Below are 22,715 nucleotides of genomic sequence, written 5' to 3' on the forward strand. Positions count from 1 at the left end.
AGCAGTTCGGGGCAAGGCGTGATCAGTCGAATTTACGAGACGGTGCCAAAACCATTGCCTCACCGACCAGAACCTTTTTGCCGTCTACCGCGCAATGACAATCCAGCTTGACCCGGCGCTTGGCAAAATCGATGTCGATCACCTTGACCCCGGCATAAACCATGTCGCCCGGGCGCACGGGGGCAAGAAACTTCAGCGACTGCCCCATATAGACTGTGCCGTGACCTGGAAGCTGCTCACCAATCACGGCCGAGATCAGACCGGCAGTCAGCATGCCATGGGCGATCCGGCCTTCAAAGATCGTATCCCGGGCATAGTCATCGTCCAGATGCACCGGGTTCCGGTCGGTCGAGACCTGGGCAAACATTTCGATATCCTCGTCCGTCACCACTTTGCGCAGATGCCGGCTCATGCCCATTTCGATGTCTTCGATACAGATCGTACCGCGTGGAAGATTGTCCAACATGTCACCCTCATGCGAGTTTGGCGGGCAACAAAAATTCTGTAGATGCCCAAGTTTGGCAACTTTATTACTTCGCAACTGCAGAAAATCAAGCTTTTTCTGACTAACGCAACCGACCAATCGTATAGGTCGGGTTGATGTTTTCCCTTGCAATATAATCGGTTAGGGATTCGTGGTGCGGATGGTGCTCGGTTTTTGTTTCAGCTGCGGCCAATCCACCTGAAATGAATAGGGAATCAATCCCTTCGCCCATCCCACCCAGAATGTCGGTATGCGGTCCATCGCCGATGACCAGAATGTCGCTGTCGGGGATGTCATGCCCCAACTCCTGCAACCGGCGTCGCGCCAGATCGTAGATCGGAGGGTGGGGCTTGCCGAAATAAAGGCTCTCGCCACCCATTTCGGTGTAAAGCTTCGCCAAGGCGCCTGCACACCATTCGCGCACTTCACCACGGTCCACTACGATATCGGGATTGGCGCAGAGCAGCTTGAGGCCCTTTTGCTTGGCATAGAGAAAGTCGGGCCGATTAACGTCAGGGTCTGCCATTGGATCAAACGGGCCGCAGCAGACAATCCCTTCCGCCTCGTCCAACGGAACGCGTTCGATATGGATCGGATGGTGCAGCAGTTTAAGCGGTTCAAAAAAGCCCGCATCCCGCTGCCATTCTCCCATGAAATAGACCTTCTCACCCACTGCGCCCCGGAACATCGCGGAACGTGCCGAATCCCCGCTGGTGGCGATGGTGTCATAGGCATCAATCGGTACGTTAAATTGCACCAATTGTTCTCTCACGCCAGCGCGCGGTTTGGGAGAGTTCGTGACCAACACAACAACACCGCCCCGCTGGCGATAGGCTTGAAGTGCGGCCACAGCTTCAGGATAAGCGGTGATGCCATTGTGAACACAGCCCCAAAGATCGACGAACAGGGCTTTGTATTGGTCAGAAATTTCAGCCAGCGATGAGACGATTTGGGTCATGGAGCTTACTTTCCGGGCGAATGACAGGGTGGTTCAGCCTATGGCAGAGGCAGGTCGGTTTGGCCAGAGGGGGCTCTGCCCCCGCCGCGGCAGGCCGCGACTCCCCCGAGGTACTTTCAAACAGAAGAAGAATGGATCCTCTGCTTCTTCTGTTTCCAAATGCCTCGGAGCGCGAGGCAGAGCCTCGCAATAAAACAAAAAGGCGCCCGATTGGGGCGCCTTCAGGTCGGTGATCAGACCTTGAGATTTGGAATTATCTGCTTTTTGCGGCTCATGATGCCAGGCAGAACCACGGCATCCCCATCGACCTGCGCATCAAAGCTTTTTTCGGCAACGGTTTTTACCAGGTCGTTTGGCACCAGCAACGTGGCCTCTTCATTCAGGATATCGACCACAAACAGCAATACCTGGTCCACTCCGTCCTCGCTGGCGACGTCAATCATCGAAGCGGCGAGGCTGTCTTTGCGGTCCAGAACAACGCCCGGCGCGGTTGTTTCCAGTACCGAGACGCGGAATTTGGTGCCGTCGACCTCGTATTCCTTGCTGTCCATGCGGATCAGTTCGGCGTCCGAGAAGGACGAGACATCCGACTTTGCCGAAAACATTTCAGCCGCATAGGCCGATACGTCCAGGCCCAGATCGGCTGCCAGTTTCTCGGCCACGGCACGGTCATGCGGGGTGGTGGTGGGCGAGCGGAACTCCAGCGTGTCGGAGAGGATGCAAGTGAGCGCGGCGCCTTTCACCGCGTCGGGCATACGAGCTGCGTCGTCCCCGATCAGGTCAAGCATGATTGTGGCGGTGCAGGCCAGAGGGCGCACAGTGATGTCGATCGGGCCTTTGGTTTCCAGCCCACCGACCAGTTTGTGGTGATCGATGATGGCGCGGATATCAGCACCGTTGACGCTGGCGGGCAGTTCGGCGGGGTTGTTGGTGTCTACGATGATGACCGGAGCATCCGCTTCGACATCGCCGATGATGCGCGGTTTTGGCAGGTCCCAGCGCTGCAGCATGAAAGCTGCTTCGGTGTTGGGCTCACCAAGCAGAACGGGCTCGGCGCTCTCGCCTTTCACTTCGTTCAGGTACCAGGCCCACAGGATCGGAGAGCCGGTGGAATCTGTGTCGGGGGATTTGTGACCAAATACAAGGGTTGTCATGTCAGCGTCCTGAGGATTGTATATTTGCGCGCCTTATAGGGTGGTGCTTCACGCTTGTCACTCCGTCCTGTGCCGAATGCGACGGTTGGTCTGGGTTTGCTTGACCAGGGCCTAGAACGGAGCGCGCGTGAGGGTGTAGCCTGCAGTCTGCAACTGGTTCAGCAGGCCATAGGTATCACCCAAATGAGCGGCACCCACGGCGATGACGGCGCTTTGGTCCTCGATGGCCAGAATGCGTTGCATCCAGCTGTTGTTCCGCTCGACCAGCAGGCTTTGTTCGATCTTGACCCATTCTTCTTCAAACTCGTCCTCGGGCAGGCCCGCAAGCTCTCGCCCGAATAGGCGGCCGAACAGAAGCACCTCGGCGTGTCTTTCGTTGAAATAGGAGTTTGCCATCGTGGTGATCTGATCTTCACCTTGCTGAAAAGTGGCTGTCATGCGGGCCAGGGATTTCGCCTGATCTTCCAAAGGGTACCGGTTAAACAAGCGCATCAGGTCATCGATGCTTTCGAGTGAATGTTGCGCAATCCCATGTTCTTTGGCCAGCGCGGTCAGCCGGGTGTCGAGGCCGAATTCCGGTTGCGGAGTTTGCAAGATGCAGGTCGGAAGTGCCAGCATCATGCCCAGAAACCACGGGCGCATCTTTGCCGCCATCCAGGAGGGGATGCCCCGTTCAGCCAATATGGCGGACAGATCGGCCCAGTCCTCTTCTGGCAACAGGTCAACCAGTGTGGGCCCCGAGGTGATCAGCACCGGGCTTGGATCCGCAGCCAGGCGTTTTTCCCAGGCATCAAGTTCGTCTTTTGTGACTTCGAAATAGAAAGCGTCAGCGTGTTTGAGGGTCGGGGCCAGACGGTCGACGATTGCGTCCATCTGGGGAAAATTGAGGTGCAGGGTGCCTATGATATGCAGTGTCGTCTGATCTTTGGTCGCAATCCAGTGGTTCCCTTCCGGGAACGGTAGGGTGGCCAATGTGGCATCGAATTCAGCTTTTGAGGCGGGCGACAAATCCTGCATCAGATCGCGACCCTCGCAAGCGGCGTAAGCAGATACAGGCAGCAGCATCGAGAGTAAGAGCAGAAATATGCGCATTGGAATTTACCCTTGCAAATCAGTGGTGCCGGAACACTGCCGCGCAGAGCCGGTAGGTGCAAGCACGTTAATCGGCTGGTATTTACCCGCAATTTGCCTAGCATTGCGCCATGGACCGCGAGCAGGATCTTTATCCCCCCATCAAGGCTTTGTTAGAGCGTCAGGGGTACACCGTGAAAGGCGAGGTTGGGGCCGCCGACATTGTCGCCGTGCGCGGGGACGAAGCCCCTGTTATTGTCGAATTGAAACTGCGTTTTGCGCTTGCGCTGTTCCATCAGGCGATCACGCGGTTGCGGATCACGGATCAGGTCTATGTCGCCGTGTGCAAGCCCAAAGGGCGGACAGCGCGGCGCGCGCTCAAGGACAATCTGAACCTGTGCCGCAGGCTCGGGTTGGGGTTGATCACTGTGCGCCCAGACGGCCGGGTTGAGGTTCATTGCGACCCCGGGCCCTATGCGCCGCGCAAGGACAAGGCCAAAGCGGCGCGGTTGTTGCGTGAGTTTGACCGGTTACAGGGCGACCCCAATGCAGGCGGCGCGACACGTTATGGGATTGTGACGGCCTACCGACAGGACGCTCTGAAATGCGCGGCGCATCTGGCGGAACATGGCGCAACCAAAGGGTCGGATGTTGCAAAGGCGACCTGTGTTGATGCAGCGACGCGTTTGATGCGCGAAAACCACTATGGCTGGTTCGACAAAGTAGACAAAGGTGTCTATGCACTTTCCAAGGCCGGGCAGGACGGATTGAAACACTGGGCTTATAGCTGGGAACAGAGCGAATAATCTGACCTTATTCCATCAGATCCTGAATTTTGGAAAAATCCCTCGCAACTTGTTGACTCGGGCGCGGCGACTGCCTAGCTATGCGTCGTTATCACTCGGTAGGTGTGAGTGCTAACGCCTCGCGTTTCCGCGAGGGGAGGATAGATAACTTTGAGCCCAAGGAGCTGCAAAGATGGCATTGAAACCGCTTCATGACCGTGTGCTGGTTCGTCGCGTTGAAAGCGAAGAGAAAACCGCAGGCGGCCTGATCATTCCTGACAGCGCAAAAGAAAAGCCCAGCGAAGGCGAAGTTGTTGCGACCGGTGAAGGCGCGCGCAAGGACAGCGGCGAGCTGATCGCAATGGCTGTAAAAGCTGGCGACAAGATCCTGTTCGGCAAATGGTCGGGCACCGAGGTTCAGGTCGACGGCGAAGAGCTGCTGATGATGAAAGAAAGCGACATCATGGGGATCATCGAGTAAGCCCCGGCGCTTTCTCTGATCTTCCGTCTCAACATATTTCTCAAGGAGAAACGACATGTCTGCAAAGGACGTCAAATTTGACACCGATGCCCGTAACCGCATGCTGGCCGGCGTAAATGTTCTGGCTGATGCTGTTAAAGTGACACTGGGCCCCAAAGGCCGCAACGTGGTACTGGACAAATCCTTCGGCGCACCGCGCATCACCAAAGACGGTGTATCGGTTGCCAAGGAAATCGAACTGGAAGACAAGTTCGAAAACATGGGCGCGCAAATGGTGAAAGAAGTCGCCAGCCGCACCAATGACGAAGCCGGTGACGGCACCACCACTGCTACTGTTCTGGCCCAAGCCATCGTGCGCGAAGGTCTGAAGCAGGTTGCAGCGGGCCTGAACCCGATGGACCTGAAGCGCGGTATCGACCTGGCGACCGCCAAGGTTGTTGAAGGCATCAAGTCGGCTTCGCGCGAAGTCAAAGACTCGGCAGAAGTTGCTCAGGTTGGTACAATCTCTGCCAACGGCGAAGCCGAAATCGGCCAGCAGATCGCAGACGCGATGCAAAAAGTTGGCAACGAAGGCGTCATCACCGTTGAAGAAAACAAAGGTCTGGAAACCGAGACCGATGTTGTCGAAGGTATGCAGTTCGACCGAGGCTACCTGTCGCCTTACTTCGTGACCAACGCAGATAAGATGATCGCAGAGCTCGACGACTGCATGATCCTGCTGCACGAAAAGAAACTGTCTTCGCTGCAGCCGATGGTTCCGCTGCTGGAGCAAGTGATCCAGTCGCAAAAGCCGCTGCTGATCATTGCCGAGGATGTTGAGGGCGAAGCGCTGGCGACTCTGGTTGTCAACAAACTGCGCGGCGGCCTGAAAATTGCTGCTGTCAAAGCACCGGGCTTCGGCGATCGCCGCAAAGCCATGCTGCAAGACATCGCAATCCTGACCGGCGGTCAGGTCATCAGCGAAGATCTGGGCATGAAGCTCGAGTCCGTCACCATGGACATGCTGGGCACTGCCAAAAAGATCGAGATCACCAAAGACGAAACCACTATCGTTGACGGTGCAGGCGAAAAAGCCGAGATCGAAGCGCGTGTTGGTCAGATCCGCACTCAAATCGAAGAAACCACCAGCGACTACGACCGTGAGAAACTGCAAGAGCGCGTTGCCAAACTGGCAGGCGGTGTTGCTGTTATCCGTGTCGGCGGCATGACCGAAGTTGAAGTGAAAGAGCGTAAAGACCGTGTGGACGATGCTCTGAACGCAACCCGCGCTGCTGTACAGGAAGGCGTTGTTGTGGGCGGCGGTGTTGCTCTGGTTCAGGCCGGTAAAGCTTTGGAAGCCCTGAAAGGTGCAAACGCCGATCAGGACGCGGGTATCAACATCGTACGCAAGGCCATCGAAGCGCCTCTGCGCCAGATCGCTGAGAACGCAGGCGTCGACGGTGCGGTTGTTGCGGGCAAAGTTCGTGAATCCTCGGATGCGTCCTTTGGCTTCAACGCTCAGACCGAAGAATATGGCGACATGTTCTCGTTCGGTGTCATCGACCCGGCCAAAGTTGTCCGGACTGCTCTGGAAGACGCGGCATCGGTTGCAGGCCTTCTGGTCACCACCGAAGCCATGGTCGCCGACAAGCCTGCCAAAGAAGGCGCGGCACCGGCCGGTGGCATGCCCGACATGGGCGGCATGGGCGGCATGATGTAAGCTTACCGCTTACTCTGTAGCGAATTGAGATGGGGTCGCCTTGGGGCGGCCCCGTTTTGTTTTGAATGGCCGCTGGTGCGGCCATGCCTCCGGCGGAGGTATTTTTGAACAGAAGAAGCGGGGTGGCGCGTCTGCGTGAAAGGGAGTGTGCAAAGCTATTCGAAACCGCTATGCGGTTTGGATGCAATTGTTTCTTCTGACTGCCCTGACCATGTGCGCCTTTGCGTCAAACTCGATTCTGAATCGGCTGGCCGTTGAAAGCGGTGCGAGCGATCCAGCGGGTTTTGCCGTGATCCGGGTTTTGTCAGGGGCGTTGGTGCTGGCAGCCCTGGTGGTGCTGAGGTCCGGGCATTTAACGCTGAGAAACAGGCGGCGGATCGCGGGGGCGGGATCCTTGTCGCTTTACATGATAGGGTTCTCGCTGGCCTATCTGACCCTGGATGCAGGGTTGGGCGCTTTGATCCTGTTCGGGGTGGTGCAAATTACCATGTTTGCGGTGACATCGGTCACTGGTGCGGCACCGACGATGCGGCAAGTTTCAGGCGCGGCGATTGCGCTGTTGGGGCTTGCCTTTGTGCTTTGGCCGTCAGGGGATGTGCGGGTCGATCCAATCGGAGCGATGCTGATGCTTTCCGCAGGCGTCGGTTGGGCAATCTATTCGCTGGTGGGTCGATCCGAACCCGACGCGTTGGCCGGAAGCGCAGCCAATTTCATTGTAGCTTTGCCGGTGACAGCGCTGGCATTGATCCCTCTTGGCGGCAATTGGGACATGAGCGCTGCTGGATACGCTCTGGCAGCGCTGTCCGGCGGGGTTACCTCGGGCTTGGGTTATGCGCTTTGGTATCGGGTCTTGCCGCAACTGGCCGCTACAACGGCAGCGGTCGTGCAACTCAGCGTTCCGATCATCGCCATTGTGGCGGGCGTGGTCTTGCTGGGCGAGGCCGCAAGCCTGCGCCTGATCCTGGGTGCTGCGCTTGTTTTGGGTGGTATCGCGTTGGCCGTCTTGCGCCTGACGCCGCGCTAGGGGTTTTATCACCCCAAGTTTGGGCGTATTTGGCGGCTATGAAGTTTCTGTTTGCCCTTGTTCTGTGTCTGGCCCCCGGACTGCTCCATGCCAAATGCGTGGTGTTGTTGCACGGTCTGGCCCGTACAGAGGCGTCGTTTACGGTGATGGAGCAACTGTTCAAGGCGCATGATTATCACGTTGTCCGCCCGGGCTATCCTTCGACCGACCTGACGATTCCGGAATTGGCTGATCAAACGTTGCCCGAAGCGTTTGCAGCCTGCGGCGAGGATACGGTGAACGTTGTGGCCCATTCGATGGGGGGCATTCTTCTGCGGTACTGGCTGCAGGACAATCACCCGCAAAATCTGGGCAGAACGGTCATGCTTGGGCCACCCAACCAAGGCAGCCAACTGGTCGACGAGTTGGGCGCTTACGAGGTGTTCGGCATGTTAAACGGACCGGCAGGTCTGGCGCTAGGGACGGGCCCCGAAGGTATCCCGCGACAACTGCCCCCGGTCACGTTCGAGCTTGGGGTGATCGCGGGTGAAAAATCGTTGAACCTGCTGTTTTCCTCGCTGATCGACGGCCCGGATGATGGCAAGGTTTCGATTGAGACCACCAAAGTCGACGGGATGAAGGACCATATTGTTCTGCCGGTGACGCACACATTCATGATGAACAACCCTTGGGTCATGGCGCAGGCGCTGCATTTCATCGAATTTGGTCATTTTGATCCGGAGATCACCTGGCTGGACGGGGTTACGGATATTATTGACGAGATCTGCATCGGTCTGGATTGCTCCGAACCTGATTCCGAGCGGTCGGAATGAGTTCATTATCGCTAACGCTGACAGGTGCTCAGGTTCTGACGCCTGATCGGGGGCTGATCGCCACGGATCTGTCTTTGGCTGATGGTGTCATTTGTACGACCGCGTCTGCTCGCCAAGTGGATCTGTCTGGCTATTGGGTTCTGCCCGGTATCATCGATCTGCATGGCGATGGTTTCGAACGCCATATCGCGCCGCGCCGGGGAGCGATGAAGCAGATGACCGAAGGCATTCTGGCCGTCGAGGCCGAGCTTGCCGCAAACGGGATCACGACAGCGGTTTTGGCCCAGTTCTACAGCTGGGAAGGCGGTGTGCGCGGGCCCGACTTTGCAGCACAGGTCTTTGACGCCATCGCGGCCGTGGGTCCAGCGACCGTGACTGATCTGATCCCTCAGTTGCGGTTCGAAACTCATATGCTGGATCACTACGCGGAACTGCCAGATCGTGTCGCCGCTTGGAAAATACCCTATGTTGTGTTCAACGATCATCTGCCGCATGACCGTTTGGCCGAGGGGCGCAAACCCCCGCGTTTGACCGGGCAGGCGTTGAAAGCAGGGCGCGACCCAGAGGCGCATTTCCAAATGCTGTTGGACATGCATGCGCGGCGCGGAGAGGTGCCTGCTGCGCTTGACCTTCTTTGTGCCGAACTCAGAGAGCAGGGCGTGCGCCTGGGCAGCCATGACGATTCAACATCCGAGGATCGGGCAACCTGGCGCGCGCGGGGTGCGCAAATATCGGAGTTTCCCGAGACGCTTGAAGCCGCCGAAGCGGCGCAGCAGGCCGGAGATCACGTTATTCTTGGATCCCCCAATGTGGTGCGTGGCGGGTCGCACAAAGGCAATGTCAGCGCGTTGGACCTGATCGCCATGGGGCTATGTGACGCCATTGCCTCCGACTATCACTATCCCAGCCCGCGCCGCGCTGCCCTGATGCTGGCCAAATCCGGACTGGTTGATCTGGCAGGTGCGTGGGCGTTGGTTTCGTCCGGTCCGGCACGCGTGCTGGGCCTGTCAGATCGCGGAGAGCTCAGCCCCGGAAAACGCGCCGATCTGGTCATACTGGACGCAGACACCCACCGCGTTTCAGCCACATTATCAGCCGGGCGGGTCAGCTATATGGCCGGAGATATCGCGGCCCGCTTTCTGCGCTGATCCGCGCTTCATCCGGCCGAAAACATCCCCGCCGAAGGCATCGCGTATAAGCGCGATTACGACTTGCGGACGATCCGATTGAAATGGCCCATCTTGCGGCCTGCCTTGACCTCGGCCTTGCCATAAAGATGCAGCGCCACGTCACGTTCCTGCGCCAGTTGGGGGACGCGGTCCATATCGTCGCCGATCAGGTTTTCCATCACCACGTCCGAATGACGTTGCCCATCGCCCAGCGGCCAGCCAGCAATTGCGCGGATATGTTGTTCAAACTGATCAACGGCGCAACCGTTCTGCGTCCAATGGCCCGAGTTATGCACACGCGGTGCGATCTCGTTCACGATCAAACCCTGCGGTGTGACAAACAGCTCGACCCCCATGACGCCAACATACTCCAAAGCGTTCAGGATATTGGCTGCTAACAGAACAGCATCTGTCCGCTGAGTTGCCGAAAGCCGGGCCGGGATCGTTGTAGTATGCAAGATACCGTCGCGATGCACGTTTTCACCGGGATCGAAACAGGCCACCGCACCGTCAAGCCCGCGTGCGGCAATGATTGAAACCTCGTGCGAAAATTCGATGAACCCCTCCAGAATCGCCGGCGCTCCGGCCATGTCGGCCACCGCAGTCGCGGCATCCTCAGGGGTACGCAGCCGGGCCTGCCCCTTGCCATCATAGCCAAACCGTCGGGTTTTCAGGATCGCAGGGGTTCCGATCTGGTCGATGGCCGCCTCAAGGCTGGCCAGATCGCTGATGTCGGCAAAAGGGGCCGTTTGCAGCCCCAGATCCCGAAGATAGGTTTTCTCTGTCAGCCTGTCCTGGCTCACCCGCAACGCCTCGCGCCCGGGACGAATGGGCCTGTGCGCTTCCAAAATATCCAGCGCCTCGGTCGGGATGTTCTCAAACTCATAAGTGATGACATCAACGCTGTCGGCAAAACGCTTGAGCGCCTCGACATCGTCATAGGCCGCCGTTGTCACCCGATCCGCCACCTGACCGGCAGGCGGATTGGTGCCGGGTTCAAAAATGTGGCTGACAAAGCCCAGCCGGGCTGCGGCCACCGACAACATCCGGCCCAATTGGCCACCGCCCAAAATTCCGATCACTGCGCCGGGGGCCAGCATCTCTGCCATGTTCAAGTCTCCAAACGTTTGCCGATTGCATCAAGTGCCACGCGCAGCGCGTCATGCGCCCCGTGGCCGCGCAATGTCTCTGTCATCTGCAGGCTGAGCGTGCCATCTGTCGCAAGATCATCCCGCTCCTGTGCAAGGCGCCCGGCGGAACCTTTGTCCATATTCGCCAAAAAGCCTGCCATTAACTGCGTGGTATAGAATTCGGCCCCGGCGTCATCTCCGGTTGTGCGACCCAACCAGGCCGCGCCGCTGGCCATCAGATCGAGCAGGCCGGGAACCATGGCGCAGATTGCAAAATGGGCGTTCAACGCGGCTTCATCCGCGACTTTGACAACAGGGTTTTCTGGCTCGAACAACTCGGCCAGAACGCTGTCATTGCCGTAAGCTGCCAACGGGCAGCCACCGTTTTCCAGAAACCCCAAGGGGATGGTCTGAACGAAATTTGACGCGGGTGCGCATAGCTGCGCCAATTGCTGGGCTGAGACAGAGGCCATCACCGAAACGATCCGCTGATCTGCGCGGAAGCTTAGCGGGGCCAAGACGTCGGACGCGACCTGCGGGCGCAGACATAAAAAGACGATGTCCGAGGCGTCTATTACCCCCTGCGGGTCCGCGACCTGCGCGCCTATCTCGCGCTGTAGTTCAGTCGATGCGTCGACATTGCGCCGAGTGACGGAAACCTTATGCCCTCTGGCAGCCAAGAGGCGGGCCATCGGCGCGGCGATATGGCCGGTTCCGATAAACCCGATGCGGCTCATCCCTGCGGTTCCTGCGGGATCGAATCTGACAGGGCGGCGCGCCAGGCATCCAGCCGCCCCGCCAGCACGTCATCCTGCAAGGCGAGAATACCGGCAGCCATCAGGCCTGCATTGATAGCCCCAGCCGATCCAATGGCCATGGTTGCCACAGGGAAGCCCTTGGGCATCTGCACAATGGAATAGAGCGAATCGACGCCCGACAATGCGCGGGTCTGAACCGGCACACCGATGACAGGCACCCGAGTTTTCGATGCCATCATACCCGGCAAATGCGCGGCCCCTCCGGCACCGGCGATGATAACCTGCAACCCGCGCGACACGGCGGTCTTTCCATAGTCCCAAAGCCGATCAGGCGTGCGGTGGGCCGAAACGATGCGCGCCTCGTAAGCGACACCCAACTCGTCCAGAATATCAGCAGCGTCCTTCATCGTGGGCCAATCCGACTGGCTGCCCATGATGATCCCCACTTTCACATCGCTCATCCGCTTTTGTCTCCGCGCTCAGAAAGAGCGCGCACTATAGCCAAATCCCTAAGGCTGGCAATGAGCGAGAGGGTCTTCAGGCGATGATATCTGGTGTCAGGCGATCTTCGATAATGCGAATGATGTCTTTCAGCCGCAGTTTCTCTTTCTTGAGACGCCGCAAGGTCAGTTGATCAGCTGTTCCACGGTCATGCAACGCTTCAATCGCCTCATCCAAATCCCTGTGCTGGCGGCGAAAAACTTCAAGCTCGACCCGCAGAACTTCATCTGTTTTCATGGAAAGGTCTGTGGGCGCGTTCATTGGCGACTCGTGGTTTGTTCTGGTGCGTTGCAAACAAGATAGTGTGTCAGACGTTATCACGCCAGACCTTGTGGACATCCTGTATTCTTCCCATATTCTACATCAGATGGTCGCCAGAACGGGGCCTCAACCGACGTCGCTTTGACAAAAAAGGACGAAAAACGTGTCGAAACTTACTCTTGGCTCATACCCGCATCTTTTGGGGTTCGAGCAGCTGGAACGCCTTCTGGAACGGTCTGCAAAGGCTGGCAATGAAGGGTACCCGCCCTACAATATCGAACAAACATCGGATTTTTCCTACCGGATCACGCTGGCTGTGGCCGGGTTCGCCGAAGAGGACCTGTCGATCACCATCGAAGACCGTCAATTGGTGATCCGGGGCCGTCAACGCGACGACAGCGAAGGGCGCATTTTCCTGCACCGCGGGATCGCGGCGCGACAGTTTCAGCGCATGTTCGTGCTGGCCGATGGCGTGGAAGTGGGCGAGGCGATCATGGAAAACGGTCTGTTGCATGTGGACCTGACCCGCGCCGTGCCTGAAACCGTGGTGCAAACGATCAACATAAGAAAGGGGTAAGAGCAATGAATACACCGATTGAAATCAACGCCGAAGGCGATCGCATCGTCTATGTAAAGACAATTGATGTCGCTGATTTGCCCAGCGACCTGCGCGATCAGGCGGGCGATCTGGATCAGCTTTACGCCGTTCACGACTCAGACGGCCAGCAACTGGCGCTTGTCGCCGATCGCAAGCTGGCCTTTGTGCTGGCTCGTCAGCACGACCTGTCACCGGTGGCCGTTCACTGAAGCGGCCCCTTGTGATTTCCACGTGACATCTGCCGCCCCAAAGGCGAGATATGCGGAACCTGATGGGTTTTGCAAAGGAAAGGGGCGCAGGGCATGGGCTGGTACGACTTTGACTGGGTAGATGCATTCACCGACCGCGCCTTTGGTGGCAATGGATGTGCTGTTGTGCATGGCGGGGCCGCGCTGCCCGAGGATGTTTGCAAGGCCTATGTCCGTGAGACTTCTCTGGTCGAATGCACGTTTACCGGGCCTTCCGACATTGCCGACCTTCGCGTGCGGTATTTTCTGGCCAGCCGCGAGATCCCTTTTGCCGGACATCCAACCATCGCCACCGTCGCGGCCATGCGGTCGCGCGGGCTGGTGCAAGGGGATCATCTGACGCTCGAGACGGGGGCCGGGATTGTAGCCATCCAGCTGAACGGGGATCAGATAGAGATGACGCAGGTGGCACCCCAGTTCGGTGCCCATGTGCCTGCTGAACTGGTGGCCGCGACGGTTGATCTGCCGGTGGATGCGATCATCTCTCCGCCTCAATTTGTCTCAACCGGTCTGCCGTTTTGCATCACCGTTCTGCGCGATCATGCAGCATTGCGCGCCGCGCGTCTGGTCGAGGAGCCGTTGCGCGAGGTTGCCAAATCTGCGGGGCATTCCGGTTCGGATATGGCCGAGCCTTTTCTGGTCACACTTCAGGGCGCGACAGACGCAGGCGTCACGTTCTCGCGCCTGTTGATGGCCCCGCCAAACCCGGCTGAGGACCCGTTTACCGGATCAGCCACCGGTGCAATGGCGGCTTATCTGTGGAAATACGGGCTGATGAACAAAGACAGTTTTACCGCCGAGCAAGGCCACGATATGGGCCGCCCCGGTCAGGCTACTGTCACTCGTGTCGGGCCGCCCGAGGCGATGACCGGTATCAAGGTGGCGGGGCGTGGTCATATTTTGATGCGGGGCCAGGTCGATCTGCCTGAGGCCGGTCTGTGACCGAACCCACAATCGCAATTTTGCCCTATGGTCACCGGCTTGGCCCCTCTCTGGCCAAGCTACCGTTGGCCGAGCTGATCTGGCCACTTGGCTGCCCGGATCGTTTGCGTGGCAAAACGGTTGGGGATCTTGAGCGTAGCGATCATCTGATCATGTTCCCGAACTCAAGCGTGCATCTCAAACTGCGTCGCGGCACGCGGGCGCAAATCTCGTTGATGATGGGTGAGCCCTCGGCGATCCACGGCAAGCACGACCGGATGCTGCGCTATACTTGGCGGCGGTTCTTTCGGGTGATGACGTTTCACGATGTACTGCTCAAGTCGCTGCCCAATGCGGTGTTTCTGCCCTATGGCGTGACGATGGTGCCGGATTGGCAAGAGTTATCGGCAGAGAAAACAAGAAACTGTTCTCTGATCGCGTCTGCCAAGCGTGATCTGGAAGGCCATCAACTGCGCCACAAGGTGATTGACTGGGCGCGCGAAACTGGCGCCGATATCGATATCATGGGGCGCGGCTATACACCGTTCGAATATAAATCCGACGGTCTGGCCCCGTATCGGTATTCCGTGGTGATCGAAAACGTGCGTGAGCGGAATTACTTTTCCGAAAAACTCACCGACGCGATCCTGTGCGGCACGGTACCCATCTATTGGGGCTGCCCGAATATTGATGATTTCTTTGACACTTCAGGCATGATCCTGTGCGAGTCCGAGGCGGAAATTCAGCGCGCCATTCAGTCGACATCGCCGCAGGACTATGCGACGCGTTTGCCGCGCTTGCAGGCGATACAACCAGTGGCAGCCGATTATGGCGATTTCGAATCCCGCGCCGCACGTACCCTGTTGGAACAAGTGAAGGCAGACTAATGCTCGGTGGCAGATGGTGCCAGCCACCCCACCGGTCGGATCGGATTGGCCTCTGGTTCGATCCCGTGCCTCTGACACAAGCGATGCAGATATGACCCGACAAATGGCAAACCATTTGCCGTCTGCGAAAGAAGCTTCTTTTGATGGCCATAAACGTGAACCGAATGGACGTTTGGTCGTTCGATCTGGCTGGTCCGAACAGCCGGGTCGTGCAAGTGGAGGAAATCGGCCTTAGCCAGCGGATAAAACACATCCGCTTCCATTGCATATCGGTCTTCGTCGGTCTGCGTCAGAAAGTGTTGCAACGCTTTAGGGCCGGAACTGCCCCAGGGCAACGACTCGATCCCCCAGCTCTCGCCTTGTCGAACACGTTGTATGTTTCTGCGCTGCATCCGAGGTCCGCGCCAGGGCTGTGTCGGGTTCGGCGAGGTCAGAAATGCCAGCATGAGCTCGAGAGCCCGCGAGGTTGGGGGCAGGCGCAGGACGCCATTGGGAAACTCACCCGTTTGCGACCGACCGAAAACATAAACCGATGAGAATGCGAAAGGTTTGACGCAATAGGCATCCAAATCGACCCAGATGAAATCTGTCAAATGAGACAGTCGAAGTCGAAAAAGATCCGAGAAAACTGCGACCTTCAGCCTGTCCGTGTGATCCATTGCAAACGGTGGGGGCCAAAGTATATCCGCGGCAGGACGCATCTCGGTCCCGTCTGGGAGGCCTGCGACAGGATGAGATGTATACAGAACGAACCGGTGGCCGCGATCCAGATAAGAGCGAATGCATAGCGCCTCCAGCCAGCTCAGGTCTGATCCGTACCAGAAACCGGCGATAGTGGGCAGGGCAGTATTCATATGCGGTTCGCTTGCATGGCCTGACAATTGCATCGACCGCGACCAGGTTTGTCAATCGCCACAAAAAAAGCCCCCGGAAACCGGAGGCTTTTGAAATCATTTTGTCGGCCCTCAGGACGCGGCGATCAAGCCCATGCTTTCCAGCTTCAGCAATACCTGGTGGGCGCAGTTGTCGACATCGACATTTTCTGTCTCGACGCTGAGCTCGGGGTTTTCAGGCACATCATAGGGGTCTGAGATGCCGGTGAACTCTTTGATCTTGCCTTCGCGCGCCAGTTTGTAGAGACCCTTACGGTCACGGCGTTCGCATTCCTCGATGCTGGTGGCGACATGAACCTCGCAGAATGCACCAAAGGCTTCGATCTCTTCCCGGACCGCGCGGCGGGTGGTGGCGTAAGGCGCGATCGGGGCGCAGATCGCGATGCCACCGTTCTTGGTGATCTCAGAGGCCACATAACCAATGCGACGGATGTTCAGATCGCGGTGCTCTTTCGAGAAACCCAGCTCCGACGACAGGTTCTTACGCACGATGTCCCCATCGAGCAGGGTGACAGGACGGCCACCCATCTCCATCAGTTTGACCATCAAGGCATTGGCGATGGTGGATTTGCCCGACCCCGAGAAGCCGGTGAAGAACACAGTAAAGCCCTGCTGGCTGCGCGGCGGCTTGGTCTTGCGCAACTCGGCCACAACCTCGGGGAAGCTGAACCATTCAGGGATTTCCAGACCTTCTGCCAGACGGCGACGCAGCTCGGTGCCTGAGATGTTCAGGATCGTGACATTGTCGCGATCTTCGATCTCGTCATTCGGCTCGTATTGCGCGCGCTCCTGCACATAGACCATGTGTTTGAAATCGACCATTTCGATGCCGATCTCATCCTGGAATTTGCGGAACAGGTCCTGCGCGTCATAGGGGCCGTAGAAATCTTCGCCCTGGCTGTTCTTGCCGGGGCCGGCGTGGTCGCGGCCCACGATGAAATGAGTGCAGCCATGGTTCGCACGGATCAGCCCATGCCAAACGGCCTCGCGCGGGCCAGCCATACGCATCGCCAGGTTCAGCAGCGACATCGAGGTCGTCGAGGCCGGGTATTTGTCCAGCACCGCCTCATAGCAGCGCACGCGGGTGAAATGGTCGACATCGCCCGGTTTGGTCATGCCGACAACCGGGTGGATCAGCAGGTTGGCCTGCGCTTCTTTGGCTGCGCGGAAAGTCAGTTCCTGGTGCGCGCGGTGCAGCGGGTTGCGGGTCTGGAACGCAACGATGCGACGCCAGCCCAGCTTGCGGAAATAGGCCCGCAGCTCGTTCGGTGTGTCGCGGCGGGCGCGAAAATCGTAGTGGATCGGCTGCTGGATCCCGGTCACAGGGCCACCCAAATAAACCTTGCCCGCAACATTGTGCAGATAATTCACAGCCGGATGCGCATCGTCATCGGCACCAAAGACCATTTCGGCTTCGCGCGCTTTGTTGGGCGTCCAACGGTCGGTCACAGTCATCGTGCCCAGGATCACGCCTTCTTGGTCGCGCAACGCGATATCCTGGCCCAGTTCGATGCTGTCGGCAAACTCTTCGTTTACATCCAGCGTGATCGGCATCGGCCATAGCGTGCCATCGGCCAAGCGCATGGTGTCGACAACGCTGTCATAGTCTGCTTCGCTCAGAAATCCCTTGAGCGGATTGAAGCCGCCATTCATCAACAGTTCGAGGTCGCAGATTTGGCGTGGTGTCAAATCCCAGCTGGTAAGGTCAGCCGCTTCGACCTTCAGCTTTTGTGCAGATTCGTAAGAAACATAGAGTTCTGGGATCGGGGCCAAATTGTTTAACATCGTCATCGTAATACTCTTAGGGACATGTGCCGTGGCGGCGTTGCGGATAGTTTCGTCGCGCATTTGCCCCGGTCTGAGCGCAATGTCCAGAGATGTCGGCGAACAAAGGACGAAATGCGCTTATTTTGCCGGTTTTGGACAGAGTATTCCAGATTCCAGCCAATAGGTGACAGATTGTCGGCAGTATTTTGATGGCCGGTCGGCGTCTAGGCGATCTGTTCTTCCGGGGCGGTCAGAGCATCAAGATCTACTGCGTGTTTCAGGGGAAGTGCAGGAACCGGGTCTGCCACACCCCGCAGCCGGAATTCTCGCAGTTGAGAGCGGTCTGGTTCTATGCCGGCCGCTTGAAGAACTTTTGCCGAAGCCAAAAGCTCGACACTCAGCGCCTTGGTCTCACCTTCCAGACGGCTGGCGACGTTGACCGCGTCACCAATGATGGTCCGGGGCGCGTGTTTGGCCGCACCGATTTCACCAAGTACCAAATCGCCCAAGTGCAAACCCATGCCGATGCGAATGGCGGGGCTGCCTTCGGCTTCAAGCTGTTGGTTGAACCGCGCCAAAGCACGGCCGATATCCGCCGCAGCCGCAAGACTGGCCCGGGCCGAGCTTTCGGCATCGGGGGTCTCGAACATCGCAAGCAACCCGTCACCCATGTATTTGTCGACGGTTCCACCATGGGCGGTGATTGATGGGACAATGGCGTCAAAAAACCGGTTCAGCAGGAATACGATATCATAGGGTAACTGACCTGTGGTGCGCGCGGTAAACCCACGCATGTCCAGAAACAGCACGGCCAGTTGCCGTTCCTGCCCCTGGCTTGCGTGCGCGCGGTCGCGCCCGCCTTCGGGGCGAAATACCCGAAACACGGTCAGCGGCTCTGTCGGGCGCAACTGGCAGGCCAGCCGCGTGCCTTCAGCAGCACCGACAGCAGCAAGGCTGCGCGCTTCGGCCTCACTGGGTGGTGGCAGTTTGCCCGCGCCGTCCTCGACGATCACCCGGCAGGTCGTACAACGGCCTTTGCCCCCGCACAGCGCGGTATGGGGAACCCCATTTGACTGAGACATCTCAAGCAATGTCATGCCCTTTTCAGAAGTGACATCGGGGCCATTGACATAGCGCACATGGACCGAATGCCGCCGCCGCCACAGCTTGCGACCGAAATAGGTCAACGCGGTCAAGGCAAGCAGCCCCCAGAACACTTTCTTAGAGGTGTCGCCGACCGCAAACAGCGCTGCAAATTCGTCCTGTGTCGGCCAGTTATAGTGCTCGATATACTGCTCACGTAGAAAAGGATCGGCGAAATCAGACCAGAGACGGCGTCCTTCGGTCAAAACACCGGACAGGGCGAAAGCGGGAACAAAAACCGCAAATCCGATCAGATAAGGAACAAGCGACCCCCACCACCTGGTCAGGCGCAGCCACATGTGCAGCCCGATGCAGCCATGGATCCAGACGATCAGCAATAGCAGGCTTTGGGTCCAGATCGCAGTGCTGGGCCACATCAGGATGATGATATAACCCATCTCATCGTTGACGTCGAAAACCTCATGGGCATAGCGGGTCTGAACGATATGGGTGATCAATTGTAACGGGATCAACAGCCCCAGAACTGCCTGCAATGCCAGCGAAAACGGCATGCGCAAAGTGCGGCGTTGGGCGATCGAGATAAGGGCCAAACCCGCATGGGTCACAAGCGCCACATAGAGTATCGCACTCATGATGTTATGGCGCGTGACGAATTTCCGCCCGTCCTGCATGTCATGCAGCAGGTCGGTGTGGAACAGTCCCATACCGATATTCAAGAAGTGGAAAAACGCAAAGACAAACAGCACAAGGCCGCTAGCGATCCTAAGCCGGCTCGCCCATCCGCCGCGCCATAGAATGCTCGCCACCGATCTCACCTGTCGTCGTTTTGTCTATCAGGATTTTGGGATGCCAAGGGGCAGGGGTCAATAGACCCCTCCTGATCTTGATCGTGATGGGTCTTGCAGAACCCGACTTGTGCAGGTCAGTCCTGTTCGGCCAGAAACCGTTCGGCATCCAGCGCGGCCATACATCCCATCCCGGCACTCGTGACGGCTTGGCGATAGATATGGTCGGTTAGGTCACCGGCGGCAAAAACTCCGGGAATCGATGTTTCGGTCGAGCCGGGCTTGGTCACCACATACCCGCCCATATGGGTTTCAAGCGCATCCTTGACCAACTCATTGGCCGGAGCGTGACCGATGGCGACAAAGACGCCTTTACAGGGGATTTCGGTCACCTCACCGGTTTTGACGTGTTTCACGCGGACGCCTTCGACGCCCAGCGGGGCGTCCGTCCCGATCACCTCATCCAGTTCGTGAAACCAGAGCGGTTCGATCTTTTCGTGCTTGAGCAGGCGGTTTTGCAGGATCTTTTCGGCCCGCAACTCATCGCGGCGGTGAATAAGGGTCACTTTGCTGGCGAAGTTGGTCAGAAACAGCGCTTCTTCGACCGCTGTGTTCCCGCCGCCGATCACAACAATTTCCTGCCCGCGATAGAAGAAGCCGTCACAGGTTGCGCAGGCTGAAACGCCAAAGCCCTTGAATTTCTCTTCTGACGGCAGTCCTAACCACTTGGCCCGGGCGCCGGTGGCCAGAATGACCGCATCGGCGGTATAGACGGTTCCGCTGTCGCCTTTGGCGGTGAACGGGCGCTGGCTTAGGTCCAGATCGTTGATGATGTCGCCAATGACCTCACAGCCCATGGCCTTGGCATGATCTTGCATGCGCACCATCAGATCGGGGCCCTGTACTTCGGTGTCGCCTGGCCAGTTCTCGACCTCGGTTGTTGTTGTCAGCTGACCACCGGGTTCGATCCCTTGAACCAGAATGGGCTGCAACATCGCACGACTGGCATAAACGCCGGCGGTATATCCGGCCGGGCCCGAGCCGATGATCAGAACTTTGGTATGTCGTGTCTCGGCCATGGTTCCCCCAATTGATCTGCCGTGCGGGCGCAACGCCCCAATGCGGTTGGATATAGCGATGCCCGCGCCGGGCTTAAACCCCCTTCAGTCGGGGTCAAATTGATGAAAAATCGAACGCGCAACATCTGGTTCTTACAGGATGGAGCAAAGATTATTGCTCTGATGCGAAAGAATATTGCGCCTTTTGGGGGTGCTGATATAACAACCAAAAATTTGAGGAGCAAATAATGGTCACCACCCGGCTGGACGAAATAGACCGCAAGATACTGGCGGAATTGCAGGCCGATGGGCGTATGACCAATGTGGAACTGGCGAAACGCGTTGGAATTTCCGCGCCGCCCTGTTTGCGGCGTGTCAGGACACTGGAAGAATCGGGTTTTATCCGCGGGTATCACGCCGAGGTCAACGCACGCGAGCTTGGGTTCGAAGTTCAGGTATTTGCAATGGTCGGATTGGAGAGCCAGGCCGAATCTGAACTCAGCGCGTTTGAGGCGCGGTGTCAGGAATGGCCCTTGATTCGCGAATGTCACATGCTGAACGGTGAAGTCGACTTCATGCTGAAATGTGTCGCCCCTGATCTAAGCAGTTTTCAGCAGTTCCTGACCGGGGAACTGCTGACAACACCCAATGTGGCAAGTGTTAAAACGTCACTTGTTATTCGCGGTGCCAAAGACGAGCCAGGCGTGCCATTCGATGTCCTGGAAGACCGTATGAACCGAACGGCCTAACACCCAGATGTTCCGCTTCGGGGATTCGAGGCGGCAGCCAAGCGACCACCGCCAAGGAAAAAACCCAGCCTAATAATATCTGCATAATGCCCCCACGACTTGCAGTTTCAATTCTGTGGCTCACGCTGTAATTGCGTCCACCTCTCCATCTCCGGCGCGCGGCATCAGCAGCGGTCCGAAATCGCTTAATGTGTCAATATGCGCGAACAGGTTCAGATAGACCGCGCGCAAGGATTGACTGATCATTCGCACTGCGTTCGTACCAGGGTGATAGGTTTCGAACTGCAGCCCATCGACTTGAATAACGGAATGTCGCGGTACGCAAATGTGAAACAGCTCGACCGGTGTGGGCGGTAGCGTTTCGATGACGTTCATCCCATCCTGGAACTCGCTGACGGGACATAACATAGGTTGGCCGCCGCTTAGATGCCGCAAATGTGCTGGCACACCGAGAAGCCGGGCCGCAGGACCTGTGATCACTCCAGACATCGGTTTTTGCATGCCGAAAGTGTCGGCCATGATGCGCGTCAATGGGCGCATGCGGCCGCGTGAATCTTCGCGCCCGGGAACAAGCGTTACGGACCCTTTCCAAACAACTGGCTGCGAACCGCCATCTTGTGTCTGCACTTCGTCACCGGGCAGCAGATCTTCGATAGCCATCGGACCTTGAGTGGTTTCCACAATCGATCCTCGGGTAAAGGCGCAGAAAGCATCTTCGAACATCGGTAAGGCCGGGGCAATGTGGCGGGTCTGTGTTACCTCGCCATTGCTCAGAAGTGTGCTCACCTCATAGCGCCGCAGCTGCGCTTTTTGTTTTGTTCCCTGTCTTGGCGCTTCACGCAACATGGCCGATGTTTCGACCGCGTTCCGAGCTGCACGAGACAGTGTGTTTGGAATGTTCATCTTTATTCCGTCCCCTCGCATTGTGCAGGCCAAGCCGTTGAACCCCCGAACAACATTGCCCAACCAGTGTCGTCTCTGCCCGGGCTGCGTAAGCTGTTCACTACGTCGCCTGTGCAGCGCACCGTCTTCTCAGAAAACCATAACAAACTGTTCACTCTACCGACCCCCAGACATACTCTTACTAAGCAGACAAAACTGGTCTGCGCCTTTTGGCTCTTGGCAGCTTCCGGCATCAGGTCAGAGCCAAGCCTGATGCGGTATTCTCATCTAGTTCGGGAAGTGACAGATATTCCCGACTTATTTCTTGTGTCAGCGACGCTCAGCCAATCGACGTGCTACCCTGACAGAGCCGCTGGAAACTCGTTTCCAAGGCATTTCTGGTTGCAGGATCTGAGCGCTTGCGATCACAGCGCGAAGAAAACGGGATCTTGTCTTCATTTTCTGTCCTGCTCTTGTCTTTGGGGCAAGAAGCCCTGGCATCCTTTGTAACTCCTTTGTGACCGGGCTTTGCGGCA

Annotated in this window: 24 protein-coding genes; 11 read left to right on the forward strand and 13 right to left on the reverse strand. The window is 57.7% G+C overall.

The window, feature by feature from the left end:
- Window positions 1-22 precede the first annotated feature (22 nt).
- The 4 genes from GOW40_RS18035 to GOW40_RS18050 form a co-directional block, all read right to left on the reverse strand.
- Entirely contained in the window at window positions 23-466 is a 444-nt protein-coding gene (locus GOW40_RS18035) for a MaoC family dehydratase (RefSeq protein WP_171133279.1), read from the reverse strand.
- 100 nt (window positions 467-566) lie between these two features.
- Window positions 567-1,442, reverse strand: coding sequence for a TIGR01459 family HAD-type hydrolase (locus GOW40_RS18040; RefSeq protein WP_171133278.1), 876 nt, complete (start codon window positions 1,440-1,442; stop codon window positions 567-569).
- 233 nt (window positions 1,443-1,675) lie between these two features.
- Window positions 1,676-2,596 carry a manganese-dependent inorganic pyrophosphatase gene (locus GOW40_RS18045; RefSeq protein WP_171133277.1) on the reverse strand — a complete coding sequence of 307 codons (921 nt, stop codon included), beginning with the start codon at window positions 2,594-2,596 and terminating at the stop codon, window positions 1,676-1,678.
- Window positions 2,597-2,707: 111 nt separating this feature from the next.
- Entirely contained in the window at window positions 2,708-3,688 is a 981-nt protein-coding gene (locus GOW40_RS18050; RefSeq protein ID WP_171133276.1) for a TraB/GumN family protein, read from the reverse strand.
- Between the two features lie 110 nt (window positions 3,689-3,798).
- Here GOW40_RS18050 and GOW40_RS18055 point away from each other — a divergent pair, with 110 nt between their 5' ends.
- The 6 genes from GOW40_RS18055 (at window position 3,799) to GOW40_RS18080 (ending at window position 9,616) form a co-directional block, all read left to right on the forward strand.
- On the forward strand, window positions 3,799-4,473 hold the full coding sequence (locus tag GOW40_RS18055; RefSeq protein ID WP_171101757.1) for a DUF2161 domain-containing phosphodiesterase: 675 nt from the start codon (window positions 3,799-3,801) through the stop codon (window positions 4,471-4,473).
- A gap of 172 nt (window positions 4,474-4,645) precedes the next feature.
- Complete coding sequence (groES, locus tag GOW40_RS18060; RefSeq protein ID WP_170423103.1) at window positions 4,646-4,933, forward strand: co-chaperone GroES; 288 nt, start codon at window positions 4,646-4,648, stop codon at window positions 4,931-4,933.
- 55 nt (window positions 4,934-4,988) lie between these two features.
- On the forward strand, window positions 4,989-6,632 hold the full coding sequence (gene groL, locus GOW40_RS18065; protein WP_171101758.1) for a chaperonin GroEL: 1,644 nt from the start codon (window positions 4,989-4,991) through the stop codon (window positions 6,630-6,632).
- Between the two features lie 181 nt (window positions 6,633-6,813).
- Window positions 6,814-7,656 carry a DMT family transporter gene (locus tag GOW40_RS18070; RefSeq protein ID WP_171133275.1) on the forward strand — a complete coding sequence of 281 codons (843 nt, stop codon included), beginning with the start codon at window positions 6,814-6,816 and terminating at the stop codon, window positions 7,654-7,656.
- Between the two features lie 38 nt (window positions 7,657-7,694).
- Window positions 7,695-8,468 (forward strand): triacylglycerol lipase, encoded by a 774-nt coding sequence (locus tag GOW40_RS18075; protein ID WP_171133274.1) that lies wholly within the window; start codon window positions 7,695-7,697, stop codon window positions 8,466-8,468.
- Window positions 8,465-9,616: an alpha-D-ribose 1-methylphosphonate 5-triphosphate diphosphatase gene (locus GOW40_RS18080; protein WP_171133273.1), complete on the forward strand. Its 1,152-nt coding sequence runs from the start codon at window positions 8,465-8,467 to the stop codon at window positions 9,614-9,616. The genes GOW40_RS18075 and GOW40_RS18080 overlap by 4 nt, the downstream gene beginning before the upstream one ends.
- 56 nt (window positions 9,617-9,672) lie before the next feature.
- Here GOW40_RS18080 and GOW40_RS18085 read toward each other — a convergent pair whose 3' ends face one another.
- The 4 genes from GOW40_RS18085 to GOW40_RS18100 all read right to left on the reverse strand — a co-directional run bounded on the left by GOW40_RS18085 (window position 9,673) and on the right by GOW40_RS18100 (window position 12,287).
- Window positions 9,673-10,746 (reverse strand): 5-(carboxyamino)imidazole ribonucleotide synthase, encoded by a 1,074-nt coding sequence (locus GOW40_RS18085; RefSeq protein WP_171133272.1) that lies wholly within the window; start codon window positions 10,744-10,746, stop codon window positions 9,673-9,675.
- A gap of 2 nt (window positions 10,747-10,748) precedes the next feature.
- Complete coding sequence (locus GOW40_RS18090; protein WP_171133271.1) at window positions 10,749-11,504, reverse strand: NAD(P)-binding domain-containing protein; 756 nt, start codon at window positions 11,502-11,504, stop codon at window positions 10,749-10,751.
- Window positions 11,501-11,986, reverse strand: coding sequence for a 5-(carboxyamino)imidazole ribonucleotide mutase (purE, locus tag GOW40_RS18095; protein WP_171101764.1), 486 nt, complete (start codon window positions 11,984-11,986; stop codon window positions 11,501-11,503). The genes GOW40_RS18090 and purE overlap by 4 nt, the downstream gene beginning before the upstream one ends.
- Before the next feature lie 76 nt (window positions 11,987-12,062).
- Entirely contained in the window at window positions 12,063-12,287 is a 225-nt protein-coding gene (locus GOW40_RS18100; RefSeq protein WP_050604880.1) for a YdcH family protein, read from the reverse strand.
- Window positions 12,288-12,450: 163 nt separating this feature from the next.
- Between GOW40_RS18100 and GOW40_RS18105 the strand changes: the two genes are divergently transcribed.
- From GOW40_RS18105 to GOW40_RS18120, 4 genes are all read left to right on the forward strand, one after another.
- A complete protein-coding gene (locus tag GOW40_RS18105; protein WP_058275530.1) occupies window positions 12,451-12,864 on the forward strand; it encodes an Hsp20 family protein in 414 nt (137 codons plus the stop codon).
- A 5-nt stretch (window positions 12,865-12,869) separates the two neighbouring features.
- Window positions 12,870-13,094 carry a DUF1150 family protein gene (locus tag GOW40_RS18110; RefSeq protein ID WP_171101765.1) on the forward strand — a complete coding sequence of 75 codons (225 nt, stop codon included), beginning with the start codon at window positions 12,870-12,872 and terminating at the stop codon, window positions 13,092-13,094.
- Between the two features lie 93 nt (window positions 13,095-13,187).
- Window positions 13,188-14,075, forward strand: coding sequence for a PhzF family phenazine biosynthesis protein (locus tag GOW40_RS18115; RefSeq protein WP_171133270.1), 888 nt, complete (start codon window positions 13,188-13,190; stop codon window positions 14,073-14,075).
- The gene (locus GOW40_RS18120) at window positions 14,072-14,941 is read left to right on the forward strand and encodes a hypothetical protein (protein WP_171133269.1); all 870 of its coding nucleotides are present in this window, start codon (window positions 14,072-14,074) and stop codon (window positions 14,939-14,941) included. The genes GOW40_RS18115 and GOW40_RS18120 overlap by 4 nt, the downstream gene beginning before the upstream one ends.
- Here the strand turns inward: GOW40_RS18120 and GOW40_RS18125 are convergent.
- From GOW40_RS18125 to trxB, 4 genes are all read right to left on the reverse strand, one after another.
- A complete protein-coding gene (locus GOW40_RS18125; RefSeq protein ID WP_254444503.1) occupies window positions 14,938-15,828 on the reverse strand; it encodes a hypothetical protein in 891 nt (296 codons plus the stop codon). The two genes, GOW40_RS18120 and GOW40_RS18125, sit on opposite strands and share 4 nt — an antisense overlap.
- A 78-nt stretch (window positions 15,829-15,906) precedes the next feature.
- Window positions 15,907-17,625: a bifunctional sulfate adenylyltransferase/adenylylsulfate kinase gene (locus tag GOW40_RS18130; protein WP_171133267.1), complete on the reverse strand. Its 1,719-nt coding sequence runs from the start codon at window positions 17,623-17,625 to the stop codon at window positions 15,907-15,909.
- Window positions 17,626-17,825: 200 nt separating this feature from the next.
- Window positions 17,826-19,511 (reverse strand): adenylate/guanylate cyclase domain-containing protein, encoded by a 1,686-nt coding sequence (locus GOW40_RS18135; protein ID WP_171133266.1) that lies wholly within the window; start codon window positions 19,509-19,511, stop codon window positions 17,826-17,828.
- A 116-nt stretch (window positions 19,512-19,627) separates the two neighbouring features.
- The gene (gene trxB, locus GOW40_RS18140; RefSeq protein ID WP_171101771.1) at window positions 19,628-20,569 is read right to left on the reverse strand and encodes a thioredoxin-disulfide reductase; all 942 of its coding nucleotides are present in this window, start codon (window positions 20,567-20,569) and stop codon (window positions 19,628-19,630) included.
- Between the two features lie 227 nt (window positions 20,570-20,796).
- On the opposite strand from trxB, the gene GOW40_RS18145 reads away from it, so the two are divergent.
- On the forward strand, window positions 20,797-21,297 hold the full coding sequence (locus GOW40_RS18145) for an Lrp/AsnC family transcriptional regulator (protein WP_171133265.1): 501 nt from the start codon (window positions 20,797-20,799) through the stop codon (window positions 21,295-21,297).
- Window positions 21,298-21,417: 120 nt separating this feature from the next.
- Here the strand turns inward: GOW40_RS18145 and GOW40_RS18150 are convergent, their stop codons facing one another.
- Window positions 21,418-22,200 carry a Hint domain-containing protein gene (locus GOW40_RS18150; protein WP_171133264.1) on the reverse strand — a complete coding sequence of 261 codons (783 nt, stop codon included), beginning with the start codon at window positions 22,198-22,200 and terminating at the stop codon, window positions 21,418-21,420.
- Between the last annotated feature and the right edge of the window lie 515 nt (window positions 22,201-22,715).

The organism is Ruegeria sp. HKCCA6707, assembly GCF_013033515.1.
GTDB lineage: Bacteria > Pseudomonadota > Alphaproteobacteria > Rhodobacterales > Rhodobacteraceae > Ruegeria.

Excerpts from the sequence above, each read along its gene's own strand:
- GOW40_RS18035 (WP_171133279.1), bottom strand. The coding sequence starts at position 466 with ATGTTGGACAATCTTCCACGCGGTACGATCTGTATCGAAGACATCGAA.
- GOW40_RS18040 (WP_171133278.1), bottom strand. The coding sequence starts at position 1,442 with ATGACCCAAATCGTCTCATCGCTGGCTGAAATTTCTGACCAATACAAA.
- GOW40_RS18045 (WP_171133277.1), bottom strand. The coding sequence starts at position 2,596 with ATGACAACCCTTGTATTTGGTCACAAATCCCCCGACACAGATTCCACC.
- GOW40_RS18050 (WP_171133276.1), bottom strand. The coding sequence starts at position 3,688 with ATGCGCATATTTCTGCTCTTACTCTCGATGCTGCTGCCTGTATCTGCT.
- GOW40_RS18055 (WP_171101757.1), top strand. The coding sequence starts at position 3,799 with ATGGACCGCGAGCAGGATCTTTATCCCCCCATCAAGGCTTTGTTAGAG.
- groES (WP_170423103.1), top strand. The coding sequence starts at position 4,646 with ATGGCATTGAAACCGCTTCATGACCGTGTGCTGGTTCGTCGCGTTGAA.
- groL (WP_171101758.1), top strand. The coding sequence starts at position 4,989 with ATGTCTGCAAAGGACGTCAAATTTGACACCGATGCCCGTAACCGCATG.
- GOW40_RS18070 (WP_171133275.1), top strand. The coding sequence starts at position 6,814 with ATGCAATTGTTTCTTCTGACTGCCCTGACCATGTGCGCCTTTGCGTCA.
- GOW40_RS18075 (WP_171133274.1), top strand. The coding sequence starts at position 7,695 with ATGAAGTTTCTGTTTGCCCTTGTTCTGTGTCTGGCCCCCGGACTGCTC.
- GOW40_RS18080 (WP_171133273.1), top strand. The coding sequence starts at position 8,465 with ATGAGTTCATTATCGCTAACGCTGACAGGTGCTCAGGTTCTGACGCCT.
- GOW40_RS18085 (WP_171133272.1), bottom strand. The coding sequence starts at position 10,746 with ATGGCAGAGATGCTGGCCCCCGGCGCAGTGATCGGAATTTTGGGCGGT.
- GOW40_RS18090 (WP_171133271.1), bottom strand. The coding sequence starts at position 11,504 with ATGAGCCGCATCGGGTTTATCGGAACCGGCCATATCGCCGCGCCGATG.
- purE (WP_171101764.1), bottom strand. The coding sequence starts at position 11,986 with ATGAGCGATGTGAAAGTGGGGATCATCATGGGCAGCCAGTCGGATTGG.
- GOW40_RS18100 (WP_050604880.1), bottom strand. The coding sequence starts at position 12,287 with ATGAACGCGCCCACAGACCTTTCCATGAAAACAGATGAAGTTCTGCGG.
- GOW40_RS18110 (WP_171101765.1), top strand. The coding sequence starts at position 12,870 with ATGAATACACCGATTGAAATCAACGCCGAAGGCGATCGCATCGTCTAT.
- GOW40_RS18115 (WP_171133270.1), top strand. The coding sequence starts at position 13,188 with ATGGGCTGGTACGACTTTGACTGGGTAGATGCATTCACCGACCGCGCC.
- GOW40_RS18125 (WP_254444503.1), bottom strand. The coding sequence starts at position 15,828 with ATGCAATTGTCAGGCCATGCAAGCGAACCGCATATGAATACTGCCCTG.
- GOW40_RS18130 (WP_171133267.1), bottom strand. The coding sequence starts at position 17,625 with ATGACGATGTTAAACAATTTGGCCCCGATCCCAGAACTCTATGTTTCT.
- trxB (WP_171101771.1), bottom strand. The coding sequence starts at position 20,569 with ATGGCCGAGACACGACATACCAAAGTTCTGATCATCGGCTCGGGCCCG.
- GOW40_RS18145 (WP_171133265.1), top strand. The coding sequence starts at position 20,797 with ATGGTCACCACCCGGCTGGACGAAATAGACCGCAAGATACTGGCGGAA.
- GOW40_RS18150 (WP_171133264.1), bottom strand. The coding sequence starts at position 22,200 with ATGAACATTCCAAACACACTGTCTCGTGCAGCTCGGAACGCGGTCGAA.